This is a genomic window from Azospirillum fermentarium (genome assembly GCF_025961205.1).
In the GTDB taxonomy this organism is placed as follows: domain Bacteria; phylum Pseudomonadota; class Alphaproteobacteria; order Azospirillales; family Azospirillaceae; genus Azospirillum; species Azospirillum fermentarium.
In genome coordinates, this window is sequence record NZ_JAOQNH010000001.1 from 2,354,622 (window position 1) to 2,376,741 (window position 22,120).

24 protein-coding genes, 1 tRNA gene and 1 pseudogene are annotated in these 22,120 nt (G+C 67.5%); 6 read left to right on the forward strand and 20 right to left on the reverse strand.

The window, feature by feature from the left end:
- Nucleotides 1-36 precede the first annotated feature (36 nt).
- Nucleotides 37-1,587 (forward strand): enterochelin esterase, encoded by a 1,551-nt coding sequence (fes, locus tag M2352_RS11055; RefSeq protein WP_264664539.1) that lies wholly within the window; start codon nucleotides 37-39, stop codon nucleotides 1,585-1,587.
- Here fes and M2352_RS11060 read toward each other — a convergent pair.
- The 3 genes from M2352_RS11060 to M2352_RS11070 are packed head-to-tail and all read right to left on the reverse strand — an operon-like array spanning nucleotide 1,556 to nucleotide 3,771.
- A complete protein-coding gene (locus tag M2352_RS11060) occupies nucleotides 1,556-3,160 on the reverse strand; it encodes a PepSY-associated TM helix domain-containing protein (RefSeq protein WP_264664540.1) in 1,605 nt (534 codons plus the stop codon). The genes fes and M2352_RS11060 overlap by 32 nt on opposite strands.
- Before the next feature lie 20 nt (nucleotides 3,161-3,180).
- Complete coding sequence (locus M2352_RS11065; RefSeq protein WP_264664541.1) at nucleotides 3,181-3,489, reverse strand: hypothetical protein; 309 nt, start codon at nucleotides 3,487-3,489, stop codon at nucleotides 3,181-3,183.
- Nucleotides 3,490-3,492: 3 nt separating this feature from the next.
- On the reverse strand, nucleotides 3,493-3,771 hold the full coding sequence (locus tag M2352_RS11070) for a hypothetical protein (protein WP_264664542.1): 279 nt from the start codon (nucleotides 3,769-3,771) through the stop codon (nucleotides 3,493-3,495).
- A gap of 415 nt (nucleotides 3,772-4,186) precedes the next feature.
- On the opposite strand from M2352_RS11070, the gene mazG reads away from it, so the two are divergent.
- Nucleotides 4,187-4,966: a nucleoside triphosphate pyrophosphohydrolase gene (gene mazG / locus M2352_RS11075; RefSeq protein ID WP_454464566.1), complete on the forward strand. Its 780-nt coding sequence runs from the start codon at nucleotides 4,187-4,189 to the stop codon at nucleotides 4,964-4,966.
- Here the strand turns inward: mazG and M2352_RS11080 are convergent, their stop codons facing one another.
- From M2352_RS11080 to trkA, 6 genes are all read right to left on the reverse strand, one after another.
- Complete coding sequence (locus tag M2352_RS11080) at nucleotides 4,967-5,800, reverse strand: inositol monophosphatase family protein (protein ID WP_406567249.1); 834 nt, start codon at nucleotides 5,798-5,800, stop codon at nucleotides 4,967-4,969.
- Nucleotides 5,797-6,330, reverse strand: coding sequence for a hypothetical protein (locus M2352_RS11085; protein WP_264664544.1), 534 nt, complete (start codon nucleotides 6,328-6,330; stop codon nucleotides 5,797-5,799). The genes M2352_RS11080 and M2352_RS11085 overlap by 4 nt, the downstream gene beginning before the upstream one ends.
- Nucleotides 6,331-6,451: 121 nt before the next feature.
- Nucleotides 6,452-7,768, reverse strand: coding sequence for a GTPase HflX (gene hflX, locus M2352_RS11090; protein WP_264664545.1), 1,317 nt, complete (start codon nucleotides 7,766-7,768; stop codon nucleotides 6,452-6,454).
- 4 nt (nucleotides 7,769-7,772) lie between these two features.
- Nucleotides 7,773-8,021 (reverse strand): RNA chaperone Hfq, encoded by a 249-nt coding sequence (gene hfq / locus M2352_RS11095; protein ID WP_264664546.1) that lies wholly within the window; start codon nucleotides 8,019-8,021, stop codon nucleotides 7,773-7,775.
- 74 nt (nucleotides 8,022-8,095) lie between these two features.
- Nucleotides 8,096-8,767, reverse strand: coding sequence for an HAD family hydrolase (locus M2352_RS11100; protein WP_264664547.1), 672 nt, complete (start codon nucleotides 8,765-8,767; stop codon nucleotides 8,096-8,098).
- Between the two features lie 169 nt (nucleotides 8,768-8,936).
- Nucleotides 8,937-10,313 (reverse strand): Trk system potassium transporter TrkA, encoded by a 1,377-nt coding sequence (gene trkA / locus M2352_RS11105; protein ID WP_264664548.1) that lies wholly within the window; start codon nucleotides 10,311-10,313, stop codon nucleotides 8,937-8,939.
- Nucleotides 10,314-10,542: 229 nt separating this feature from the next.
- Here trkA and M2352_RS11110 point away from each other — a divergent pair, with 229 nt between their 5' ends.
- Together M2352_RS11110 and M2352_RS11115 are read left to right on the forward strand one after the other, a co-directional pair.
- Nucleotides 10,543-11,283, forward strand: coding sequence for a sulfite exporter TauE/SafE family protein (locus tag M2352_RS11110; protein ID WP_264664549.1), 741 nt, complete (start codon nucleotides 10,543-10,545; stop codon nucleotides 11,281-11,283).
- 113 nt (nucleotides 11,284-11,396) lie between these two features.
- Nucleotides 11,397-11,472, forward strand: a tRNA-Ile gene (locus M2352_RS11115).
- Between the two features lie 97 nt (nucleotides 11,473-11,569).
- Here the strand turns inward: M2352_RS11115 and M2352_RS11120 are convergent.
- From M2352_RS11120 to M2352_RS11130, 3 genes and pseudogenes are all read right to left on the reverse strand, one after another.
- The gene (locus M2352_RS11120) at nucleotides 11,570-11,836 is read right to left on the reverse strand and encodes a hypothetical protein (RefSeq protein ID WP_264664550.1); all 267 of its coding nucleotides are present in this window, start codon (nucleotides 11,834-11,836) and stop codon (nucleotides 11,570-11,572) included.
- A 175-nt stretch (nucleotides 11,837-12,011) separates the two neighbouring features.
- Nucleotides 12,012-12,320: pseudogene (locus M2352_RS11125) on the reverse strand (ISAs1 family transposase); the annotation flags it as partial.
- A 62-nt stretch (nucleotides 12,321-12,382) separates the two neighbouring features.
- Nucleotides 12,383-13,582 carry an IS256 family transposase gene (locus tag M2352_RS11130; RefSeq protein WP_264664551.1) on the reverse strand — a complete coding sequence of 400 codons (1,200 nt, stop codon included), beginning with the start codon at nucleotides 13,580-13,582 and terminating at the stop codon, nucleotides 12,383-12,385.
- Nucleotides 13,583-13,890: 308 nt separating this feature from the next.
- On the opposite strand from M2352_RS11130, the gene M2352_RS11135 reads away from it, so the two are divergent.
- A complete protein-coding gene (locus tag M2352_RS11135) occupies nucleotides 13,891-14,328 on the forward strand; it encodes an SPOR domain-containing protein (protein ID WP_264664552.1) in 438 nt (145 codons plus the stop codon).
- Here M2352_RS11135 and M2352_RS11140 read toward each other — a convergent pair.
- The 7 genes from M2352_RS11140 to M2352_RS11170 form a co-directional block, all read right to left on the reverse strand.
- Nucleotides 14,318-15,076 carry a TlyA family RNA methyltransferase gene (locus M2352_RS11140; RefSeq protein ID WP_264664553.1) on the reverse strand — a complete coding sequence of 253 codons (759 nt, stop codon included), beginning with the start codon at nucleotides 15,074-15,076 and terminating at the stop codon, nucleotides 14,318-14,320. The two genes, M2352_RS11135 and M2352_RS11140, sit on opposite strands and share 11 nt — an antisense overlap.
- Nucleotides 15,077-15,175: 99 nt before the next feature.
- Entirely contained in the window at nucleotides 15,176-16,150 is a 975-nt protein-coding gene (locus M2352_RS11145) for a sensor histidine kinase (protein ID WP_264664554.1), read from the reverse strand.
- A 217-nt stretch (nucleotides 16,151-16,367) separates the two neighbouring features.
- Nucleotides 16,368-18,293, reverse strand: a complete 1,926-nt coding sequence (gene dxs / locus M2352_RS11150; RefSeq protein ID WP_264664555.1) for a 1-deoxy-D-xylulose-5-phosphate synthase — start codon at nucleotides 18,291-18,293, stop codon at nucleotides 16,368-16,370.
- 34 nt (nucleotides 18,294-18,327) lie between these two features.
- Nucleotides 18,328-19,221, reverse strand: a complete 894-nt coding sequence (locus tag M2352_RS11155; protein WP_264664556.1) for a polyprenyl synthetase family protein — start codon at nucleotides 19,219-19,221, stop codon at nucleotides 18,328-18,330.
- Between the two features lie 35 nt (nucleotides 19,222-19,256).
- A complete protein-coding gene (locus M2352_RS11160) occupies nucleotides 19,257-19,511 on the reverse strand; it encodes an exodeoxyribonuclease VII small subunit (RefSeq protein ID WP_264664557.1) in 255 nt (84 codons plus the stop codon).
- 127 nt (nucleotides 19,512-19,638) lie between these two features.
- Entirely contained in the window at nucleotides 19,639-20,571 is a 933-nt protein-coding gene (locus M2352_RS11165) for a histone deacetylase family protein (protein ID WP_264664558.1), read from the reverse strand.
- Nucleotides 20,572-20,714: 143 nt separating this feature from the next.
- A complete protein-coding gene (locus tag M2352_RS11170) occupies nucleotides 20,715-20,942 on the reverse strand; it encodes a sulfurtransferase TusA family protein (RefSeq protein ID WP_264664559.1) in 228 nt (75 codons plus the stop codon).
- A gap of 294 nt (nucleotides 20,943-21,236) precedes the next feature.
- Between M2352_RS11170 and M2352_RS11175 the strand changes: the two genes are divergently transcribed.
- A complete protein-coding gene (locus M2352_RS11175; protein WP_264664560.1) occupies nucleotides 21,237-21,587 on the forward strand; it encodes an ArsR/SmtB family transcription factor in 351 nt (116 codons plus the stop codon).
- A 74-nt stretch (nucleotides 21,588-21,661) separates the two neighbouring features.
- On the opposite strand, the gene M2352_RS11180 is transcribed toward M2352_RS11175, so the two are convergent.
- Nucleotides 21,662-22,069, reverse strand: a complete 408-nt coding sequence (locus M2352_RS11180) for a DUF423 domain-containing protein (RefSeq protein WP_264664561.1) — start codon at nucleotides 22,067-22,069, stop codon at nucleotides 21,662-21,664.
- Nucleotides 22,070-22,120 lie beyond the last annotated feature (51 nt).

Consider the following 22,120-nt stretch of genomic DNA (forward strand, 5'->3'; position numbering starts at 1 on the left):
CGTTTGCCTGTTTTGCTCGCCGCCCCGGTTCTCCTGATGACCGTCCTGAGCCAGCCGCTCGCCGCCCCCGCGGTGGAGACGGATCAGCCCTTCACCGCCGATCCCGGTGATTACGTGGAGGGTGTGATGGACACCACCGCCCATGCCGACCTGTCCCTGGTGGACGGGCAGGGGCGGGCGGTGCGCCGGCTGCTGACCCGTTCCGTGGGGCGGGACAGTTTCCGGTTCGTGGCCGAGCCCGGCGTCACCCATTTTCGGATAAGGGCGGAAGGGGCGGCCACCGTCACCATCACCCGCCGCGTCGGTGCGGGCCAGCAGATCGCTCCGCCCGCCGTCCCCCTCAGCCCGACCATCGCCGCCATGGCCGCGGCCCTGGAGCGGGGGGAGGGCACGGACGGGTTCTGGCAGCGCATGGCCGAGGCAGGAACCCCGCTGGTGGAACCGCTGAAGCCGGGAACGGTGATCCTGACCTTTCTTCAGCGCGGGGCGCAGCGCAACGTGCGCCTGCTGGGCGGCCCCACCGCCGACCACGAGATGCTGGAGCGGCTGGGCACCAGCGACATCTGGTACAAGAGCTTCACCGTGCCGGACGGCACACGGCTGGCGTACAAGCTGGCCCCCGACGTGCCCGACTTTCCCGGCACCTGCCGGGAATGCCGCATGGCGATCCTGTCTCAGGCCCAGGCCGATCCCCTGAACCGCCATCCCTGGCCCGACGATGCCCCCGACCGCTTCAGCCGGTGGTCGGGCGTCGATCTGCCCGCGGCCCCGCCCATGCCGGGGGTGGGGGTGCCGCCGGCCCCGGTGCCGGGTACGGTGGCGGTCCACCGCTTCGCCAGCGCGCGGTTGGGCAACACGCGGGATGTGGCCATCTATACCCCGCCGGGCTTCGATCCCCTGACCCGGGATACGGTGCTGCTGGTGCTGTTCGACGGGGACGATTACCGGACCCAGGTGCCCACGCCGGCCATACTGGACCATCTGACCGGGACCGGGCGGCTGCCGCCGGTGGTGGCGGTGTTCGTCGGCAACGTGGACGCCACCAGCCGGGCGCGGGAATTGCCGGCCAACCCGGATTTCGCCGCCATGCTGGCCGACGAGCTGGTGCCGTGGGTGGCGGCGAAGACCGGGCTGTCACCCCGGCCCGAACGCACGGTGCTGGGCGGGTCCAGCTATGGCGGGCTGGCGGCGGTGACGGCGGCGCTGGAGTATCCGCAGCGGTTCGGCAACGCGCTGTCGATCTCAGGTTCCTTCTGGTGGCACCCGGCGGGCACGCCGCCGGAGCGCGCCAACATCGTCGCGGCCTGGGCCGCGGAGCGGGAGCGGCAGCCGGTGCGGTTCTTCCTCAGCGCCGGCCTGTTCGAGAACGGAACCCCCGACGATATCGGAATCCGCGACGCCAACCGCCACCTGCGTGACGTGCTGGCGGCCAAGGGCTATGACGTGACCCACCGCGAATACGCGGCGGGTCACGATTACTATTCCTGGCGCGGGGTGCTGGGGGACGGGCTGCTGGCCCTGTTCGGGCGCCCGTCTCCGCCCCGGTCGTTCTCTCTTACTCTGCCGCCTGCGGCTGGGCGGCAGTGACCGTCCCGTGCTCCCGCCTGGCCGACCACACGCTGTCCGCCGGCCCGTCCTCCGCCCGGCGGGCGGCGGCGCGGGCCATCAGGGCGAAGGCGCCGGCCCCCATCAGCGCCACGGCGTCCACACCCAGCCCGGCCCCCGACACCCACAGCCCGGGTATGACGAAACCCAGCAGCGAGGTGGCGGGAATGGCCGCGGTGGCGCCGGCGGCCAGCCACAGCAGCTCGTACCCCGCCCGGCCCGCCCCACGCCAGAACGCCCAGGCGCAGGCGCCGAGGAACACGGCGTAATAGATCACCAGATGCCCGGTGTTGATGGACTCCAGCGCGCTCAGCCAGCGCCCGGCGGCGATGGTGGCCGACAGCCCGGCGACGGCGCCCAGGCTGACACCCACCGTGGCGGCGGCCATCAGCGTCACCGCGCGGGTCTGGGTCACCGGCCCCGACGCCCGCCGCTCGGTGCGCCGCCGCGCCTCCACCCACAGCAGGTTGCCGGAATAGAACAGAAAGGCCCCGGCCAGCCCCATCAGGAAATAGCTCCACCGCACCAGATCGCCGCCGAAGCTGCCGAAGTGCAGGGCGAAGAAGGCCGATACGGTGGCGCCCCAGTTTCCCTGGTGCCCCGGGAGATACTCGGTGCTGACCACGTTCCCGGTGGCGGGGTCGAGCGCCAGAAAGCCATGACGCCGCACCAGATAGCGGGGATCGTCGCCCCACACCCGCACCACGGCACCGGGGGTGCCGAGGCGCTGATAGTGCAGGCTGCTGGGGATCAGCCCCGGCTCCACCGCCGCGGTTTTGGCCAGCAGGTCGGCGGGGGACAGATAGGGGCCCCTGGACACCGGGCGCGGCGGCGGATCAGCCACGGCGATCACCTTCTGCATCCGGCCGCCGTAGACCACCTCGTCCAGGGAATCATAGAAATAATCGTGCAGCCCGAACACCACCGCCGACAGGGCGATGACGATGTGAAAGGGCACGCTGATGATGCCCAGCAGATTGTGGACGTCCAGCCACAGCCGCTTGGCGCTGTTGGCCAGCCGCAGGGCAAAGAAATCCTTGACCAGCGACGGGATCAGGATGATCACCCCCGATACCAGCGCCACCCCATAGAGTGCGCTGGCGATGCCGGTGATGACCGTGCCGGTCTCCAGATCGCCGGGCAGAATGGCGGTGCGGTGAACATCGTCCACCAGTTGGGCCACGGCCGAGGGTTCCTCCTGCCGGATATCCAGGCGCCCGTCGTGGCTCATGGCGGCGGTCCACACGGCGGTATCCTCGCGGTCCAGCCGCCATTCCAGGCGCAGGGCGCCGGCCTGCCCGTGGCCGGGCTCAAGGATCAGAGAGAAATCCTTGGCCGCTTCGGGGCGCAGAGCCAGCAGCCGGCTGACCAGCTCGCCGCCCCGGTCCAGCGGGATCAGGTTTTCCGCCGCCCGCGGCGGGGTGACCCACGCGGCCAGCGGCTCCTTGAACATCGTCAGGGCGCCGGCATAGAAGGCGATGAACAAAATCAGCCCGGAGACGATGCCGACCCAGGAGTGGACGACCCGGTACAGGCGGACGATATCGGTGCGCATAAAAGATCACCCGGCAATAATCAGGGAAGCGGGCCGCGGCTGAGAAGCAGCGCGGCATAAGCCAGGACGTTGGCACCCCCCAGCCACGCCCAGGCCCGCAGCCCGGTGCGGAACAGGAAGCAGCCGCTGACCACCGCCAGCCACAAGGGTGCGATCATCCACATGACGAACTGGTACTTGTTGGCCGCCAGAACGCCGCCGGGACCGGCCCAGGCGAACAGCCCGGCCAGGGCCACCGCCAGCGTGAAGCCCAGCACGGTGCCGGCGATGGTCTTGCTCCACCAGTCGGGCCGGATCGGGCTGTTGGGATCGAGCGTGGGGGCCGGCATGGATCAGGTCTTTCTCAGCAGAACGGGAACGGCGGCCACGAAGGGCAGGGCGGTCAGCACCAGCATCACCACGGTCAGTGATGTGAAAAAGGCCGTGGCCGGGTGCATCACCCCGCACCAGATGACCCAGCCCAGGTAAAGCCCGACGGCGCCACCGGCCCGGCCCGGACGCGCCGGCCATGTCTGTTTCAGCCAGATCTGCCGCGGTGCGCTGACATACAGGCACAGCGCCCCGGCGACGGTGACGGCCAGGGCCGTCAGATGCATGAGAAAGCTGACCATGGGTGGCGCATCCATGTTCGGGTTGGTTCGGTCGGCCCATACCGCCGGGATCACCCGGAAACGTTCAGGGCTTTTGCCCTTGTGCCTTCGTTCCGGAGAAAATGCAAATAATTCTTATTTGCTTTTTATCGCTGCGTGAAGGGAGCGCCACACACTGACGGATAGTGGCACCCATATTTTCCATAACAATCATTATGTGATCTTAATGCCGCCGACGGTGGCCGTCGTGGATGGCCTGATCCAGTTGCGCTGTGGTGATGTCAAAACGGCCCGGCCCGGTGTAGAAAGGCCAGGTTTCGTGAACACGGGAGACGCCGGAATGGCACCGCGGCCCACCACCGATCAGCCCTCCACCACCCTGCCCGCCTCATCTTCGGCGGCGGACGAGCGGCCCATAGACCGGCTGCTGGCCGTCATGGCGCGGCTGCGCGCGCCGGTGGGCGGTTGCCCGTGGGATCTGGAGCAGACCTACCGCACCATCGCCCCCCACACCATCGAAGAAGCCTATGAGGTGGCCGACGCCATCGAGACCGGCGACATGGACGCGCTGAAGGAGGAGTTGGGCGACCTGCTCTTCCAGGTCGTCTATTACACCCAGATGGCCCAGGAAGACGGGCTGTTCGATTTCGACGCCGTGGCCCAGGCCATCACCGACAAGATGATCCGCCGCCATCCCCATGTGTTCGGCAGCGACGAGGTGAACAGCGCCGAAATGCAGACATCCCGCTGGGAAGAGCACAAGGCGGCGGAACGGGCGAAGAAGGCCGAACGGGGCGGGGCCACGGCACCGCCGTCGGCGTTGGATGGGGTCAGTCCCGGCCTGCCCGCCTTGACCCGTGCGATGAAGCTGCAAAAGCGCGCCGCCCGCGTCGGCTTCGACTGGACCGACGCCCGCGACATCCTCGACAAGATCGAAGAGGAAATCGCCGAGCTGCGGGCGGAAATGACCGACACCCCCGCGCCGGAACGGGTGGCCGACGAGATGGGTGACCTGCTGTTCGCCGTTACCAACCTTGCCCGCCGGCTGGAGGTTGACCCGGAAACCGCACTCCGCGGCACCAACGCCAAGTTCGAGCGCCGCTTCCGCCATATCGAGGGGCGGCTGGCCGAACAGGGCAAGACCCCGGCGCAATCCACCCTGGATGACATGGAAGCCCTGTGGCAGGAGGCCAAGCGGGACGAGCGGGCCCCCTGATCACCCGAACAGGTAATCGTTCAGCATGTCCCAACTGTTGCGGTCGGGTGCCGCCAGCAGCCGCCCCTCGGTGACCGTGGGGCGGTAGGGGGCTCCACCCGCCAGGGCCGTATGCCCCCCGGCCTCCGCGTGAATCAGCACGCCGGCGGCGTGGTCCCACGGCATCAGCCGGTGATAGAGGGAGAAGTGGCTGAGACCGTCCGCCAGCCGGATGTATTCATGGGCGGCGCTGGCCAGACAGACGATCGGACCCAGTCCGCTTTCCCGCGCTTCCAGCCGCCGGCCCATGTCGGGGCCGCAATAGCGGGTGGACATGGCGCCGGTCATGGCGGCCAGCGGCACGGGGGCCGCCACGCGCAGGCGCCGATCTTCCCCCTCGCCGTCTGCGCTCATCCAGGCGCCCTGCCCCGCCACCGCCCAGGCGGTGCGGCGGTTCAGCGGGTCGTGGATCCAGCCCATGCGGGTTTCCCCGCCGGCCACCAGCGCCACGATGACGGCAAAGGCCGGGCGGCCCGACGCGAAGTTCAGCGTGCCGTCCACCGGGTCGATCACCCACACCGGCCCCGGCCCGGCCAGCCGGTCCAGCACCGCCGGATCGGCCGCCGCCGCTTCCTCCCCCACCACCGTAGAGCCGGGCAAAAGGGCGCTCAGCCGCTCCGTCAGCAGGGCTTCGGCCTCTTCATCGGCGATGGTGACCAGATCGGTGGGGCCGGTCTTCTGCCGGATGTCCCCCGATGCCAGTTGCCGGAAACGGGGGAGGATCACCGCTTGCGCCACCGCGGCCATCAGGCCGGTCACGGTGCCGGGCGCGGGCAAGGAAAGGGCGGAGGTCACGGTTTGGCCGGTGCCTTCTTTTGTGAATCCAGGGTCATGGTGGTGCTTCCCTGCTTGGGTGGGGCGGGCACGTGGACCTTTCCCTCCAGCCCGACCTCCCGGATGGCACGGACCAGGGCCTCATAGGTGGCAAGATCCGCTTCCGGGTTGGGGGGTGGTGGCTTTCCGCCCGTGGCCCCGCCCGGTTCCGCCGGCCCGCGCGGTTCCCCCGGTTTGGGGGGCGACGGCGGCGGGGGCGGCACCTTTTCCGGTTCCGGCGGGGGTGGCGGCGGCTGCCATTCGCGGAAACAGTCAATGAAGCTGGGTTGGGTGCAGCTCTTCAGCAAGTCCCGCGCGTCGGGTGCCAGCACCACCGGCCCCAGAGGCACCACGGCCAGGGGCTGGGGCGGGCGGGGCAGAAAGGGTTCCGGGGCCTGTTCCTCGTCCTCACCGCCATTTCCCGCATTTCCCGGAGGCTGGCCGAGAACGGGGGAAAGGACGGCAAGGGTTCCCGCAAGGGCGGCGCAGGACAGGATCAGGAAACGGGGCACGGGAACTCACCGCGGGAAGGCATCGGAAAACCGCGGGTATTATGACCCTACGCCGTCCAGCCCGCTACGGACAAAAATCCGCAAGCCTCCCCTGCCCCGTGGCGTCCGCTGCCTTTCCCTGCTACCCTTGGGTGTGCGGTTCAACGAAACGCTTTTCGAACCGTGCGATGTCGGCGGGGTCCAGCGCCACCTGCAGGTGGGCCGTCTCCTCCTCGTCGCGGCGGTCCAGCACCTCGCCGTTGGCGTAGAGCCAGGCCAGCGCCGCCCCGTCTCCCAGATTGACCGACAGGTCCACCACCCGCCGCCCGGCGTTCATCCGCCGGTCCAGCAGGGCATCCAGATCCGCGATCCCCTGGCCGGTGATGGCGGACACCGCCACCGACCGCGGATCGCGGCGGGTCTGGGTCAGCACCGCCTCGCGGTCGTCGGGCTCCAGGCAGTCGATCTTGTTCAGAACCTCGATCACCCGTTCGTCGGTGTCGGGGTCCAGCTCCAGTTCCCGCAGCACGGTGTGCACGTCGTCCCGCTGCGCCTGGGTGTCGGGGTGGGAGATGTCGCGGACATGCAGGATGATGTCGGCGGCGTCCACCTCTTCCAGCGTGGCGCGGAACGCCGCCACCAGATGGTGCGGCAGGTCCGAGATGAACCCCACCGTGTCCGACAGGATCACCTTGCGCCCCGACGGCAGCGTCACCTGACGCATGGTCGGGTCCAGCGTGGCGAACAGCAGATCCTTGGCGAACACCTCGGCGTTGGCCAGCCGGTTGAACAGCGTGGATTTGCCGGCGTTGGTGTACCCCACCAGCGCCACCACCGGGTACGGCACCTTCGCCCGCGCCTTGCGGTGCAGGCCGCGGGTCCGCCGCACGTCCTCCAGCTCTTTCTTGATCTTGATGATGCGGTCGCCGATCAGGCGGCGGTCCATCTCAAGCTGCGATTCGCCGGGGCCGCCCAGGAAGCCGAAGCCACCGCGCTGCCGTTCCAGGTGGGTCCACGACCGCACCAGACGGGACCGCTGGTAGGTGAGAGCCGCCAGCTCCACCTGAAGCTGGCCTTCACGGGTGCGGGCGCGCGCCCCGAAGATTTCCAAAATCAGGCCGGTGCGGTCGATGACCTTGGCCTTCAGTGCCTTTTCCAGGTTGCGTTGCTGCACCGGCGACAGGGCATGGTCGATGATGACCAGCCCGGCGTCGTGCTCCTCCACCGCCGCGGCGATGGATTCAACGCTGCCCGACCCCAGCAGGGTGGCAGGTTGCGGACGGTTCACCCGCACGGATTCGGCGTGGACGACATCAAGCTCGATGGCCTGCGCAAGGCCGACCGCTTCGTCCAGACACGATTCCGGGCTGCGGGCACCGGGTTCGCCGGTGCGCAGATCGGGATGAACAACGATGGCGCGGCCGGCGCCGTCCGGCTGCCGGCCTTCGCCTTGGGTCACGGTATCAGTCGCCTTCACCTTCTTTGGCAGGCTCGAACAGTTGAATCGGATGGGCCGGCATCACGGTCGAGATCGCGTGCTTATAGACCAGTTGGCTGTGCGCGTCACGGCGCAGCAGAACAGAAAAGTTGTCGAACCACGTGATGATGCCCTGCAACTTGACACCGTTCACGAGGAAGACCGTTACGGGAGTCTTATTCTTGCGGATGTGGTTGAGGAACACATCCTGCACGTTTTGGCTTTTTTCGGACATTACGTCACGCCCCCTTCTTTGAGTGTTCTTGGGGCTTCCCTCGGAAGCCCTCATCCCCGAACCATGAAAACAGATCACACATGGCCGGCCGCCCCAGCCTGTGCCGGGACGAATATGGTATCACCAATGCCTTTCACCAAGTCATTCAGCGATTGGCACGACGGAAAACGGTAGCGGGGTGGGAACTGGCTAATGCCCTCCCCCCCCTTGTCACCGATCAGGATGGGTATGCAGCCGCTGGCGTGCGCGCATTCCATGTCGATATCGGCGTCACCGATGAACCAGATCTCATCGTCGGCCCCCAGCGGTGCCCCGGTCAAGGCCATCCGTACGGGCGCGCAGTCGGGCTTGTCCCGCTCGGCGTCCTGGGCGCCCACCAGATGGGCGAAATAGCGGCCCCACCCCAGCGCCTCGGCCTCCGCCCGCAGGAAACGGCCGGTCTTGTTCGACACCACCGCCTGCCACACGCCGCGTTCCGCCAGGGTTTCCAGCAGCGCCTGGGCACCCGGCAGCGGGCGCAGGTGGTCCAGGTGGTGGGCGTCGAAATAGGCATAGAACACATCGCGCGCATCCGTCCAGCGGTCCCCGAACAGGGTGGGGAAGCTGTCGCGCAGCGATTGGCGGATGCGCATCCGCGCCTCGTCATCCGACCACGGGGCGTGACCGAAGGTGACGAGCGCATGGTTCAGAGCGGCGACCACGGTCCCCCAGTTGTCAACAAGGGTGTTGTCCCAATCGTACAGCACCGCTGTTGGAATTTTGTCTGGGTGGGTCAACGCCGGCCCTCTGCCGCCTGGGGTTTGCTCATATTTGAAACGAACTGTGAAACGAAAGCGTTAGGGCAGCCGCACGAAAAATTCAAGCCCGTAAAGCTTCAGCCCCCCACAGCCGGGGCGCGAGGGGGGAAGGCAGCGGTCAAAAGAACTCCAGCCGCACGGCGAAGAGCTTTTCCACCTTCTTCACCTGCCCCACGGTGGCCAGAATGATCACCCGGTCCTTGGGGCGGATCACCGTGGCCGGGCGGGGCATGATGACCTCTTCCCCCCGCACGATGGCGCCGACGATGACGCCGGACGGCAGGCGGATGTCGCGCAACGGCATGTTGACCACGGCGGAGGTTTCCAGCGCCTCGGCCTCGATCACCTCGGCAAAGCCTTCGCGCAGGCTGTGGACGGCGCGGATGCGGCCCCGGCGCACATGCTGAAGGATGGTGGAAACGGTGATGCCCCGCGGGCTGACGATGGCGTCGATGCCCAACGGGGCCACCATGGCGGAATAGCTGGTCTTGTTGATCAGCGTGATGGCCCGCCGGCAACCGTAGCGCTTGGCCAGCAGCGAGGCCAGGATGTTGCCTTCGTCGTCGTTGGTGACGGCGACCACGGTTTCGCTGGAGCGGATGTTGGCCTCGTCCAGGGTATCGGGATCCAGCCCGTCCCCATGGAGCACCATGGTGCGGTTCAGCCGCTGGGCCACGTACTGGGCGCGCTCGCGGTTCATCTCCACGATGCGGGCGGAGACGTGGGGGTATTTCGTCTCGATCTCCTCGGCCAGGCACAGGCCGATGTTGCCGCCGCCCAGGATGGTGATCCGCCGCGCCTCCCCCTCCTCGTGGCCAAAGGCGGCCATGCCGCGCTGCAGGTGGCGGGTGTCGCAGACGAAATACACCTCGTCCCCCGGCAGCATCTGGTCGTCGCCGGTGGGGATGATGGGTTTGTCGTTGCGGATGATGGCCACCACCTCCAGCCCCAGGCCGGGGAAGAGGCCGGTGAGCTGGCGCAGGGGGGTGTGGAGCACCGGGCAATTGTCGGTGCACAGCACCCCGATCACCCGGACGCGCCCATCGGCCAGGGGGATCATGTCCACCGCCCCCGGCACCTGCAGCCGCCGGGCGATGGCGCGGGCCACCTCGATCTCGGGCGAGATGATCACGTCGATGGGCAGGTGCTCGCGGGTGAACAGGTCGGACCAGATGGGTTTCAGGTACGACTGGTTGCGCACGCGGGCGATCTTGGTCGGGACGTTGAACAGGGAATGGGCCACCTGGCAGGCAACCATGTTCACCTCGTCCGTCTGGGTGACGGCGACGATCATGTCGCTTTCCGCCGCTCCCGCCGCTTCCAGCACGTCGGGATAGGACGCGTGACCGACCATGGCCTGCACGTCCAGCGTATCGTGCAGCTTCTGGATCAGCGTGGGGGACTGGTCGATGACGGTGACGCTGTTGCCCTCCAGCGCCAGATAGCGGGCGATGTTGGAGCCGACCTGCCCCGCGCCGCAAACGATCACCTTCATTGCCGGCCCCTTCCGATATGCACCGCCCTGTATGCCATCGGTGGGCGGGCAAGGAAAATATCACCGCCGCCGCCATGCCGCCAGAGGGGGCGGGGGCGGTTGCCGGCGCCCCTGCCCTTCCCCTCTGCGGGCTTTTCCCGCGGGGGCCGGCGCGGCATAGTCCGCCGTCCCTGTGGCCGCATGTCCGGTGCGGGGCCTTCCTCTTTTCCAGCCCGGTGGCGCGTTTTCCATGATGACTCTTCTTTTGCTGGTCTCGGCCTTTGCCGCCGGAGCCCTGAACGCCGTGGCCGGCGGCGGCAGCTTTCTGACGTTCCCGGCCCTGATGATGGCCGGGGTGCCGCCGGTCAACGCCAACGCCACCAGCACGGTCGCGGTATCCCCAGGTGCCCTGGCCAGCGCCTTCGGCTACCGGCGGGAGCTGAGGACCATCGGCCAATCCATCAACCTGCCGCTGATGATCGGCATCAGCCTTGTGGGCGGTCTGGCCGGGGCGCTGCTGCTGCTGTGGACGCCGGAGCGGCTGTTCGAGGCGATCGTGCCCTGGCTCCTGCTGTTCGCCACGGCCCTGTTCGCGGCCGGCCCGACGGTATCGGCCTATGCCCGGAAACACTTCACCATGGGCCAGACCAGCCTGATGGTTCTGCAGTTTCTGATCGCGGTGTACGGCGGCTATTTCGGGGGCGGGATCGGCATCCTGATGCTGGCGTTGCTGGGGGTGTTCGGCCTGACCGACCTGAACGCCATGAACGGGATGAAGACGCTGTTGTCGGGGTGCCTGAACGCCATCGCCGTGGTGGCCTTCGTGGCCGGCGGGGCGGTGTATTGGCACGAGGCCATCATCATGACCGTGGCGGCGGTGGCCGGCGGGTACGTGGGTGCATCGGTCGCCCGCCGCATTCCCGGCCCGGTCCTGCGCAAGTTCGTGATTGTGGTCGGGTGTCTGATGACGGTTTATTTCTTTGTAAACTGACAACTCCGGCAGCGTGATGCGGCTGGGGGTTGAGATGTGGCGGGATATGTTCCCGAATATGCACGACCCCCTTGCTTTCCATTCATTTTCCCGCCACATTCCCGCTCCCGGTAGGGCCTGTAGTTCAGCGGTTAGAACGCGCCGCTCATAACGGTGTTGTCGTCGGTTCGAATCCGGCCGGGCCCACCATCTTTTCAAGGGGTTGGCAGTGGCCCCAGATGGGAAAATCGGTAATGGGAAAGCAATGGGAAAGCAGGTTGGCCCATTGCTCCCCGGTCACCGCCCCTCACGCCGCCATGGGCGCCCGCCGCAGCAGCGCCAGCGGGACCATCACGGCCCGCGACGATCCCTGACCAAACTTGAACGGCTTGCCGCCATCGCGCGCCCCTTCCAAGGACAGCAGGGCGCGCCGTCCGTCGCCGCGCGCATGGCCCCAGGCCAGCAGCGTTGCCGGGCCGGTGTTGGCGATGGCGAAGAACCCAGGCCAACCGGGCGGGTCGATCAGCACACCGTTGCGCGCCAGGAACCGCCGGCAGTCGCCGGCCTCGATCATCTGGGCCACCGTGCTATGGGGGCTATGTTGGATTTATCATAAGTTGAATTTGTGGAAAGTTATTACAATTTCTTGGGTAAATTTCTTGGATAAGGCTGGTTTCAGCGACATTCTTCCGAGGTTGCGCCTCCCCCAAGTCCCCCCACGCCACGCCCGTGACCGCAGGGGAATCGCTTCAGGTTAAGGATCCGGATTGGCGGATGAGCTTTTCGAGATAATCGGGGTCGAGATTGGCCCGTTTTCGTCGAACCTTGAGACTGTGTTTGTCGATGGGTTGGCGGACGAGGTTCATGGCGATATGCCGGACGACGGCCATGTTCTGGGGACCGTGCCCGGAGCGCAGGCGGGCGAGGTCGTCGTGGAAGACGACATCAAGGATCCAATGCAGCCGGTTCTCGATGCCCCAATGGGCACGGACGGCGCGTGCGAAGGTCTCAGCGTCGAGCGGGGCGGAGGCGAGGTAATAGCGCCGCTCGGATCGTGTCCCTGGCCGTGGTGTAGGAACGGAGAGGCGCTCATGGTCTCCGGCTGGTCTGGCCGGGATGATCAGGCGGCCACGGCAGGCAGGCTGACGAGGGGGTCATCGCCGAGTGGGGCGATGGTTTCCAGGGTTATGTAGCGCGCCCTCTGGACAGCCCATTCGTCGTTCTGTTCCAGGAGGATGGCACCGATGAGGCGCGTAATCGCCTCCGGGTTGGGAAATATGCCGACCACCTCGGTGCGTCGCTTGATCTCGCCGTTGAGACGTTCAATCGGGTTTGTCGAGAGGAGCTTGGCCCGGTGCTCCTTGGGAAAGGTCATGTAGGCCAGGACGTCTTCTTCCGCTTCATCCATCAGCGCCGCCAGCTTGGGTAGCTTGGTTCGGACCTGATCAGCCACTTGCCGCCACTGCGTGCGTGCGGATGCCGCATCGTCCTGCGCGAAAGCCGTGGCGATGAAGGCGGCGACGACGCGCCTGCCGCTCTTGCCGGCATGGGCAAGGGCGGTCCTGGAGAAATGGACCCGGCACCTTTGCCACGTCGCCTGGAAGACTCGGGTGACGGCGGCCTTGATGCCACCATGGGCGTCGGAGATCACCAGCTTGACGCCGTTCAGCCCCCGGCGCTTGAGCTTGCGCAGGAACTCGATCCAGAAGGTCTCGGCCTCCGACGGGCCGATGTCCATGCCCAGGACCTCGCGGCGGCCGTCGGTGTTGACCGCCACGGCGATGGTGACGGCGACCGAGACGATACGCCCGTTCTGGCGGACCTTCACGTAGGTGGCGTCGAGCCACAGGTAGGGCCAATCGCCTTCGATGGGACGGCCCAAGAAGGTCTTCACCCGCTCGTCGATCTCGGCGCACAACCGGCTGACCTGGCTCTTGGAGATGCCGGACATTCCCATCGCCTGGACCAGATCGTCCACCGAGCGGGTCGAGATGCCCTGGATATAGGCCTCCTGGATCACCGCCGTCAGCGCCTTCTCGGCCATCCGCCGCGGCTCCAGAAAGCCGGGGAAGTAGGAGCCCTTGCGCAGTTTGGGAATGCGCAGCTCGACGGTCCCCGCCCGGGTTTCCCAGTCGCGGTCCCGATAGCCGTTGCGCTGGACAAGCCGCTCGGCAGACCGTTCGCCATGACCGGCGCCGGTCAGCCCCTGCACCTCCAACTCCATCAGCCGCTCGGCGGCGAAGCCGATCATCGCGCGCAGAACATCGGCATCCGCGCCCTTCTCAAGCAGCGCGCGAAGCGCCATCATCTCGTCGGTCATCGTGGTCACCCTCGGTCGAGGTTGTGTTGTGGTGACCAGACTCGACCGAAGAACCACGATGACCGCCCGCTGTGGATAACCGGCCCGCCTACGCCAGCCATGGAAGGGCGCTGCGGCGGGCCGGTTCCCCACAGCTCCTACACCACGCAATGGGACACGACCCTTCCGTTGCGGACGGGTGGGGACACGACCCCGTTCGAACAACCGAAGATGCACCGCCAAAGAAAAGATCGGAAAAATTGCCCGCCGCCGCCGTTGCTGTAGACTGGTGTCTCTTCGACGCTCACGGCTGATCAAAGGCGCATCCCATGTCCGTCACCCTCCCCGCCGCCGCCGCTTTCCTGGGGGTGGCTTCCAGCCTGACGCCGCCGGTTCCGGCCCCGCATGCTCTCCCGGTACCGGTACCGCCGGGACAGGCGCAGGTTCAGACCCAGCCGGCCGCCCCGGCAGCACTGCCGGCCCCGCCGAAGACGGCGGCGGCCCCCGCCGCGTCCGTCACCGGCCCCTACACGGTGCATCTGGCCTCCTACCGCAACCACGGCAACGCGGCGGACGGATGGCGGAAGCTGAGTCACGCGGCGGCCCCCCTGTCCAGCCTGCAGCCGGCCTATCGCCCGGTGGAGGTGCCGGGCCAGGGCGCGTTCGTGCGCCTGACCGCCGGGCATTTCGCCGACAAGGCCGCCGCCCAGAGCTTTTGCGACAGCATCAAGGCCGCGGTCGGCTATTGCCAGCCGCTCAAGGGGTAAGCGGTTCTTCCAGGGAGCGGCGGGCGCCGATCAGGAATTCCTTGTTGCCCTCGGGGCCAAGAATGGGGCTGTCGGTCAGCCCCAGAACCTCCCAGCCCGGCAGGGTGGCGATCCAGGTGCGGATGCGCTCGCACACCTCCTCGTGAAGGGCCGAGTCGCGGACCACGCCGCCCTTGCCCACCCGGCCCTTGCCCACCTCGAATTGCGGCTTGATCAGCGCCACCAGACGGGCGCCGGGCCGTGTCAGGGCCATGGCGGCGGGCAGAACGACTTCCAGCCCGATGAAGCTGGCGTCGCACACCACCAGATCCAGCGGGTCGGGAATTTCCGCGGCGGTCAGATGACGGGCGTTGGTCTTTTCCATCACCACCACGCGGGGATCCTGGCGCAGCTTCCACGCCAATTGTCCGTGCCCCACGTCCACGGCATAGACCTTGGCCGCCCCACGGGACAGCAACACGTCGGTGAAACCGCCCGTGGATGCCCCCACGTCGATGGCGGTCAGACCGGCGGGATCGATGGCGAAATGGTCCAGCCCCTTGACCAGCTTCAGCCCGCCGCGGGAGACCCACGGATGATCCTGTCCCTTGATGTGCAGGGGCGCTTCGGCGGGGATCAGGTCGCCGGCCTTGTCGATTCGGCGGGTTTCGGAATAGACCAGCCCGGCCAGGATCATCGCCTGGGCCTTTGCCCGGCTTTCCACCAGCCCGCGCTCCACCAGCGCCACATCGACCCGAACCCGCGCCATGCCGAAAAGACCCTTATCCGTCGTTCCGGGCCATGGATGGACCAGGGACGCCCGGCGGCGCAACCGAATTCGGCAGTGTCATGGCCGGCAGGCCGGCGGTCACGGCGCCGGCAGGTCGATGACGAAGGCCACCCCCGGCCCGGTGCGGTCGATGGCAATGCGCCCGCGAAGCTGGGATACGAAGGCGCGCGTCATCTTCAACCCCATGCCCCCCTGGCGGAACGGGTCGCACTCGGCCGGGATGCCGATCCCCCGGTCCGACACCACCAACTGGCGCCCGCCGTCGGCACCGGCGCGCAAGGTGACCGACACCACGCCCCCCTCCCCCGCACCATAAGCGTGGCGGGCGGCGTTGTTGACCAGCTCGTTGATGATCAGGGCCAGGGATACGGCGGTTTCCGCCGGCAGCAGCGCCGCATCGCTTTCCGTGACCACCGGGCACCCCCGGCCCGCCGCCGTCACGTCGTTGGCCATGTCGTGAAGATAGGCGGCGAAATCCACCCGTGGCGCTCCGTGCTCCAGCCGGGCCTTCTGATGAAGCTGGGCGATGATGCCGATACGCCCGCAACAGTCCTGCAGCGTCCGCCGCACGTCGGGATGGGGCGTGGACAGGGTTTGCAGGGTCAGCAGGCTGGTGATGAGCTGGAGCGTGTTCTTGGCCCGGTGGTTGGCCTCCCTCACGGCCTGGACGTGAGCGGCTTCCGCCGCGGCCAGACGCTCGCGGCTGGTCACGTCCTGGGCGGTCAGCAGCACCCCGGCGATTTGCCGCCCACCGCCGGTCAGGGGGGAACAGGCGAGATCCCAGCAGACATCCGTGGCCGGGTCGATCACCGCGGACCATTGCTCACGCCGTCCCGACGATCCCACCGCATCGATGCCCCCGTCGGCGCACACGGCGCCGAACACCGGGTCGGATGCCTTGAGAATCGCGTGTTCCATCAGGCACCCGCCAAAGGCATCTTCCGCCGCGGCGTTGACGCACAGGATGCGGCGGGACGGCCATTCGGCCACCAGGGCCGGCGTGGGCATCAGGTCCAGAATGGACAGCAGAAGGGCGGGATCGGACAGATCCAACCCGGTATGCCGGAAATTTGGCTGCGGAAGGCCCACGCGATACCACTCCCCTGCTCCGCCGCAGGCAGCACGCCCCGATGCAGCCTGATAATCGGGATCTTAATGATCGGCGGAGCCGGGCTCCAGATGGTCGAGCGTTATTTCCCTTACCAAATTCCGGCTATACCTTTTGCATGGTGCAATGCAATGGAACGGCCTATTTCCTATGCGGCACCCCTTACGCCCGAACCCCGATGAGGGAGGGTTCGCCCAGGCCCAACGCCGCCAAAGCGGCGGCGGTGATGCCGTTGGCGCTCAGCCCCGCATCGTCGTACTGCTGCGCCGGGGTGTCGTGATCCTGGAAGCGGTCGGGCAGCGTGAGCGGGCGGATCTTCAGCCCGTGATCCAGCAATCCGGCACGGGCCAGGAAATGCAGGACCAGTCCGCCGAAGCCATTGACCGACCCCTCCTCCACCGTCATCAACACCTCATGCTCCAAAGCCAGACGGCGGATGAGATCCTCGTCCAGGGGCTTGGCGAAGCGGGCGTCGGCGACGGTGGTGGACAGGCCGCGGGCGCCCAGATCCTGGGCCGCCTTCAGGCACTCGCCCAGACGGGTTCCATAGCTGAGGATGGCGACCTTCGACCCCTCGGTCAGCACCCGGCCCCGGCCCAACGGCAGCACGCTGCCCCGTTCGGGCAGGGTGACGCCCATGCCCTCGCCGCGGGGATAGCGCAGGGCCGAGGCACGGTCGTCGATGGCCGCCTGTGTCGCCACCATGTGCATCAGCTCCGCCTCGTCCGCCGCCGCCATTAGCACGATGTCGGGCAGGCAGCCGAGATAGGCGACGTCGAAGGCCCCGGCGTGGGTCGCCCCGTCGGCCCCCACCAGCCCGGCGCGGTCGAGCGCGAAGCGCACCGGCAGGTGCTGGAGCACCACGTCATGGACCAACTGGTCATAGGCGCGCTGGAGGAAGGTGGAATAGATGGCGCAGAACGGCTTGAATCCCTCGGTCGCCAGCCCGGCGGCGAAGGTCACCGCGTGCTGCTCGGCGATGCCCACGTCATAGCAGCGGTCGGGAAACCGCTGGGCGAACAGGTCCAGCCCGGTGCCCGACGGCATGGCGGCGGTGATGGCCAGAACCCGCTCGTCCGCTTCCGCCTCGCGGATCAGGGCGTCGGCGAACACGCGGGTGTATGTCGGCAGGTTCGATTTCGGCTTGGCCTGGGCACCGGTGATCACGTCGAACTTGGCGACCGCGTGCAGCTTGTCCGCCGACGCTTCCGCCGGGGCGTAGCCCTTGCCCTTCTTGGTCACCACGTGGATCAGGACCGGCTTGTCGTCCTGGGCGTCGCGGACGTTCTGGAGCACCGGCAGCAGGTGGTCCAGATTGTGCCCGTCGATGGGGCCGACGTAATAGAATCCCAGCTCCTCGAACAGGGTGCCGCCGGTCACCAGCCCGCGGGCGTATTCCTCCGCCCGGCGGGCGGCGGTGCGCAGCGGGCGGGGAAGCTGGCCGGCGATGTCCTTGGCCAGATGGCGCAGGCTGAGGTACGGCTTGGACGAGATCAGCCGCGACAGATAGGCGCTCATCGCCCCCACCGGCGGGGCGATGGACATGTCGTTGTCGTTCAGAATGACGATCAGCTTGCTGTTCATCGACCCGGCGTTGTTCATGGCCTCATAAGCCATGCCGGCGCTCATGGCGCCGTCGCCGATGACGCAGACCACGTGGTTGCCCGCCTGCTTGATGTCGCGGGCCACCGCCATCCCCAGCCCGGCGGAGATGGAGGTGGAGCTGTGGCCGGCGCCGAAGGGGTCATAGCCGCTTTCCGACCGCTTGGTGAAGCCCGACAGCCCGCCGCCCTGGCGCAGGGTGCGGATGCGGTCGCGCCGCCCGGTCAGGATCTTGTGCGGGTAGCACTGGTGCCCCACGTCCCAGATCAGCCGGTCGTCGGGGGTGTTGAACACGTAATGCAGCGCCACCGACAATTCGACCACGCCCAGCCCTGCGCCCAGATGGCCGCCGGTCACGGACACGGCGTCGATGGTCTCAATGCGCAGTTCGTCGGCAAGCTGGCGAAGCTGGTCCGGTTTCAATCCCCGCAGGTCGGCGGGGGTGCGCACGCGGTCGAGGAGCGGCGTCTTGCTGGTCGCGGTCACGCTGGTCAAAGCCTCCCTGTCACCCGTGGGCCCGTCAGGACCGGCGGTGAACGACGAAATCGGCCACGGCCTTCAAAAGGCCGGCCCGGCCGTCGAAGATTTCCAGATGCTGCGCCGCCTGCGCGGCCAGAAGCCCGGCCTGGGCACGGGCGCGCTCACGGCCCAGGATCGACACGAACGTCGCCTTGCCGGCATCGGCGTCGCGCCCGACGGTCTTGCCCGTTTCGGCCTCCGTCCCTTCCACGTCGAGGAGGTCGTCCACGATCTGGAACGCCAGCCCCAGATCGTGGGCATAGGCGCGCAACGCCAGCCGCTGGGGCGGCGACGCCCTGCCCAGAATGGCCCCGGCCTCGCAGGAAAAGGCGATGAGGTCGCCGGTCTTCATCCGCTGCAGCCGGGTGATGGCGGTCATGTCGAACGTCTCGTGCTCGGCGATCAGGTCGAGCATCTGCCCGCCCACCATGCCGTGAGCCCCCGCCGCCTTGCCCAGCGCCGCCACCAACTGGCACCGCACGTTGGGGTCTTCGTGGGTGGCGGGATCGGCCAGCACCTCGAACGCATAGGTCAGCAGGGCGTCGCCGGCCAGGATGGCCGTCGCCTCGTCGAATTCCCGGTGGACCGTCGGGCGCCCGCGGCGCAACTCGCCGTCATCCATGGCCGGCAGATCGTCATGGATCAGGGAATAGCTGTGGAGCATCTCCACCGCCGCACCCACGCGCAGGGCGCAGTCGGGGTTGACCCCGAACAGCCCGGCGCTGGACAGCACCAGGAACGGGCGCAGCCGCTTGCCGCCGCCCAAGGCGCCATAGCGCATGGCCTCGAACAGGCGGGCCTCCACCAGATCGGGCAGAGGGAGCAGGCGGCCCATCACGGTTTCGACCGCTTCCGCCGCTTCGGCCAGCGCCGCCTTGAAACTGGTTTCGTCCATGCTCGTCAATCCAAGGGGGTGATCACGTGAAGCTCTCAGCCGATGCGGGCAGGTTCCGTCCCGACGGAGCCGTCGGCGGCCATGGTGATCCTGTCCACCTTTTCCTGGGCCTCGCGCAGCTTCGCCTCGCAATGGCGCTTCAGCGCGGTGCCCCGCTCATAGGAGGAAATGGCGTCGTCCAGCCGCCCGCGTCCCTCTTCAAGCTGCCGGACGATGCGCTCCAGCTCGGCCAGGGCGTCTTCGAAGCTGAGCGCTGCGATGTCGGCGGGGATCGGCGGGGTGTCGGACATGACGGTTCCGTTGTGATCGTATCGTCCCGGAAAGTAGGACTTCCCCCCCACCCAACGCAAGCCCGGACGGCGTGCCATGGGCGGGCACACCGTCCGAAACGGGTTTTTTACCGGTCTGCGGGGCCGGTCAGGCCGCCATCAGCTCGCGCACATGGGCAGCACAGGCCGATGCAAGCGACCGAAGGTTGTATCCCCCTTCCAGGACCGAGACGATGCGCGCCCCGCAATGGGTACGCGCCAGGTCACCCAGCTTGCGGGTGGCCCAGACGAAATCGTCGTCGATCAGGTGCAGACCGGCCATGGGATCGCGGGAATGGGCGTCGAACCCCGCCGAGATCATGATCAGGTCCGGCTTGAAATGGTCGATGGCCGGCAGGATCACATGACTCATGGCGTGGCGGAATTCCGGGCTGCCCGCCATCGCCGGGAGGGTGGCGTTGACGCAATTGCCGTAATCGCCCTTTTCCGCCGGATCGCCGGTGCCGGGGTACAGCGGCGACTGGTGGGTGGAGCAATAGAGCATGTCGGGATCGGACTGGAAGATGTCCTGGGTGCCGTTGCCGTGATGGACGTCGAAATCCATCACCGCCACCCGCTGCAGCCCGTGGACCGCGCGGGCGTGGTAGGCACCGACGGCCACGTTGTTGAACAGGCAGAACCCCATGGCCTTGGCCCGTTCCGCATGATGCCCCGGCGGGCGCACGGCGCAGAAGGCGTTGCGGGAATGGCCGGTGGCCACCGCATCCACCGCCGCGATCACCGCACCCGCGGCGTGCAGCGCTGCGTTCCACGACCCCGCGGACACCACCGTGTCATCGTCCACGCCATGATGGTGGCCGGCCTCGGGCGTCATGGCCCGCACCGCCTCGATGTGCTCCATGGGGTGGGCGCGGGCGATCTGCTCCACCGTGGCGGGGGGGCCTTCCTGCCGGTCCAGAAGGTAGAAATCCTCGGACTCCAACGCCGACAGGACGGCCTTCAAGCGGTCGGAGCATTCCGGGTGCCCCAGCCCCGTGTCGTGCTCCAGGCACGCCGGGTGGGTGAACAGTGTGGTCTGCATGTATCGTCGTTATCGTTTGTTTTGCGAGAGCATTTCCCTCCGTCATTCTTCCCCTTCCGCCTTTAAAAGTACAGGAAGATTGCGGGTACGGATCGCCGCACGCCTCCCGGTTGCCGTGACGCGGAAGGCCGCGTACCGGCGGCTCAGGTCAGACGCTCGATCTCCAGCAGGTGGACGCCATCATCGCGCGTGCTCGCGGTCAGGCGGTTGCCCGTGGTCTCGCAAAAGGCGGCAAAGTCGCGGGGGGCCGCGGGGTCGGTCGCCTCCACCGCCAGAACGTCGCCGACGCTCAGATTTTTCAAAGCCTTGCGCGCGCGCAGGACCGGCAGGGGGCACAACAGCCCCTTGGCATCCAGGATGTGTCTGGCCATGACCGCCAACCTCTCTTTCGGAAAACCCGTAATTAGTTTTACGGATGGTAAAGCGCGCGGCAGAGGCGGACAATCCCGCACATCTGTCTGACCCGGCATCACATTTTCCCGAAGGTTCCGGCACCACCCATCAGCGTTCCCTATTACGGAGATCCCTAATAGACAGATCGGGGGACTTTTCGTAACGGTATGGTACGACCAGTTGATTGTGTGGTATGACCGCTCACGGCCCGCCTCGAGTTATCTCCCCAGATAGCATCTGAGGACCGGCAACAGCACGACGAAAGCAGATCGATGAAGATTGAGGATTTGCAGGCCAACGCGCGCAAGGCAAGCACTCTTTTGAAGGCCATGAGCAACGAACGCCGCCTTCTGATTCTGTGCTACCTCTCGACGGGGGAAAAATCCGTTGGCGAGTTGGAAGGGCTTGTCGGCCTCAGTCAGTCCGCGCTGTCGCAGCATCTGGCGCGCCTGCGCCGGGACAAGCTGGTCCGTACCCGCCGCAGCGCACAGAACATCTATTATTCATTGAGCGGCGGTGAAGCGACCGCGGTCATGGGAACGCTCCATTCCCTGTACTGCGCGACGGGAACGCCGGGCGGCGGTGACGCCGACGAACAGCCGATCGCCGCCGCCCCCTGCTGATACCGGCCAGCCGGAACGGTGCTCGGGCGTGACGGTGCTTAGGCGTGACGGTGCTTGGGCGTGACGGCGGCGGTTCAGCGCCGCTTCGCCGTCCATCCGGGCACCAGGGCGCCCAGCGCCAGCAGCGCCCATCCGGCAATCATCGACGATCCCCCCGCCGGGGCCGTGTTTCCCATAGGCAGGGCGATCCCCAAGGCCAGGGCGTACAAGGTGCCGCAGAACAGCAGGCTGCCCGCCAGGAACAGCCACCCCGACAGCCGCACCACCAGACGGGCCACCCCCGCCGCGCGCTCCGCCAGCACCGCGGCGGCAACCAGAGCCAGCGCGTGCCAAAGCTGGTATTGGCTGGCAAGCGTCATCCAGGCCCGCGCCTGTTCGTGCTCCGCCCCGGCAAGGGCGTGGTTGGCATAGGCTCCGGCCCCCACGGCCACCGCCCCGCCCAGACCGGCGAGCATCACCCACAGACGTCCGATCCCGCCCATTCCCATTCATCCTTCCCATCAGCCCAGCGTCCATACGGAACAGGATAGCGG